This is a genomic window from Bacillus sp. H1a (assembly GCF_000633475.1).
In the GTDB taxonomy this organism is placed as follows: Bacteria; Bacillota; Bacilli; order Bacillales; family Bacillaceae_G; genus Bacillus_A; species Bacillus_A paramycoides.
The window spans coordinates 1-2,255 of the sequence record NZ_AYMH01000157.1; the positions used below are offsets into that span (position 1 = coordinate 1).

2 protein-coding genes are annotated in these 2,255 nt (G+C 33.0%); one reads left to right on the top strand and one right to left on the bottom strand.

Annotation, left to right across the window (positions count from 1 at the left end; all coding sequences use genetic code 11):
- The first annotated feature begins 225 nt into the window (after positions 1–225).
- The gene (locus U860_RS0130910; protein WP_025151487.1) at positions 226–429 is read left to right on the top strand and encodes a hypothetical protein; all 204 of its coding nucleotides are present in this window, start codon (positions 226–228) and stop codon (positions 427–429) included.
- A 29-nt stretch (positions 430–458) separates the two neighbouring features.
- Here the strand turns inward: U860_RS0130910 and U860_RS0130915 are convergent, their stop codons facing one another.
- The gene (locus tag U860_RS0130915) at positions 459–2,099 is read right to left on the bottom strand and encodes a peptide ABC transporter substrate-binding protein (RefSeq protein ID WP_025151488.1); all 1,641 of its coding nucleotides are present in this window, start codon (positions 2,097–2,099) and stop codon (positions 459–461) included.
- Between the last annotated feature and the right edge of the window lie 156 nt (positions 2,100–2,255).

A 2,255-nucleotide genomic window follows, 5' to 3' on the forward strand; every position in this document is an offset into this window, starting at 1 on the left:
CCCACCTACCGTTGGACTATTATCCTTCACAACGCTTGAGGAAGGAGACTTCTTTCGGATAATGCGTTAAAATCAATAAGAACACTTGTTCTTATTTTAACAAATCTCCTCACTCATGTCTACATGATTTCTAAAGTAAATTAAATATTTTTCTGACATTTCTTTCTTTTTCATCTTTAATCTCATACAATAAAAATACAGACAGGCAAAGGGGGGAATTTGCATATGATCGCTTTTTTTATTGATTTTGTCATTGTTGCTGCCCTCATCATCGGAATAACAGCATTGATTGGTGTCATTACAAATAGCATTGGTGAAAAACTCTTTGGTGGGAAAGAAAAAATGAAGTTTGTTAACAAAAGTTTAGATGTACAATCCGGCTGGAACCAAGTTGGTGGAAAAGGTATTTATAAAAAACGTACGTATTAAAAAAAGCAGGTAATCACCTGCTTTTTTTGTTATTTTCCTACTGATGCCCATTTAAAGCTTAATTCGCCACCATATTTATGGATATATAAATCTTTAATTGTTTCTCTTTCTAATATGGATCTACCGCGTTGGAATACTGGCGCAATTGCTGCATCCTCAAATAATATTTTTTCCGCTTTTAACAATTCATTCCAACGTCCTTTTACATCTGAACCTTCTTGCTTTGCCTTCTTAATAATTTCATCATACTGAGCATTAGAATAACCCATTTTATTTTGTGAACCATCCGTTATAAACATATCAAGGAATGTGATTGCATCAGGAAAATCCGGTCCCCATCCAGTAAATGAAATATCAAATTGTCCACTATCTTCAAGTTTTAATTTTTGTGCAAATGGTTGCATTTTAATTTTTATTGTAAGACCTGGTAAATTCTTTTCTAATTCTCCCTTTACATATTCACCAATCTTCTTAGATTCTTCATTATCAAAGTTTAAAAATTCTAGCTCTATTTTATCCGTACCTAATTCTTTCTTTCCTGCTTCCCACAATTTTTTTGCTTCCTTAACATCGACTTTAGAAAGTTTGCCATTTTCTTTTCGGAAATCCTGCTTATCTGGCCCTTTAACAAAATCAGATGGTACTAAACCATAAGCACCTTTAGAACCGTTATTTAAAATAACATCTCCAATTCCATCTCGATCATATGCACTAGAAATAGCTTTACGAATATTTTTATTAGCTAAAGCTGGATTTTTTTGATTAAAACGCAAGAAGAATACCGTCGGGTCATTAATGGTCTTAAAATCTTTTTGACCTTTATATTTGTCAACTAATTCAGCCGATAAACCAACTCTATCAATTGCATTTGTATTATATAAGTTGACTGCTGCCCCCGTATCTTTTACAACATTAAAGTTGACCTCTTCTAATTTCACTTCTTTTTGATCCCAATAAGTTGGATTTTTCTTTAATTGGAAACTTTGTTCATGCTTCCATTCATTTAATACAAATGGTCCGTTATATACAGTTGTATTCGCCTCTAAACCAAATTTTTCTCCCTGCTCTTTCATGTACTTCTCATTTAACGGGAAGAATAGCGGATACACTGTTAAATCAAGAAAATATGGAACTGGATTATCTAATTCAACTTCTAATGTATGATCATCTATCGCTTTTACACCTAATTGATCTGGTGATAGTTCTCTTTTATTAATTTTCTCTGCATTTTTCACATCCAACATTATATACCCTGATTTAGCTGCCGTATCAGGATTTACAGCTCTTTGCCATGCATATACAAAATCTTTTGCTATTACAGGATCACCATTCGACCATTTTGCGTCTTCACGTAATTTAAATGTATATTTTTTCCCATCCTCAGATTTCGTATGGGATTTCGCCACACCTGGAACTAACTTATCATCTTTTCCAAGTCGATACAGTCCTTCCATTGTGTTATTCATAACTTTTGAAGAGGCTGCATCCGATGCAAGTGTCGTATCCATTGTCGGAATTTCAGATACTTCCGTTAAGTTAATCACTTGTTTTTCCGCAGTCTTTCCCCCTTTTGCACTAGCCTGCGGTTCATCTTTTTGATAGCTACATGCCCCTAAAATCATGCTCATTGCTACTGTTGATGCTACAAAAACTGGTATCTTTTTTTTCATACTTCCACCCTCCAAAAAAATGTTAGCCCTTTCATTTTCAAACAGAAAGAAATATATGTATGTTCTAATAATTCATATTATACACACAAATATATTCTTTGTATATTTATATTTCTATTTTATTAAAATTTTCTGTTAACACTTGATTGCAATAAA

Bases quoted from the DNA above. Each gene is read 5' to 3' on its own strand.
- U860_RS0130915 (WP_025151488.1), bottom strand. From the start codon at position 2,099: ATGAAAAAAAAGATACCAGTTTTTGTAGCATCAACAGTAGCAATGAGC.
- U860_RS0130910 (WP_025151487.1), top strand. From the start codon at position 226: ATGATCGCTTTTTTTATTGATTTTGTCATTGTTGCTGCCCTCATCATC.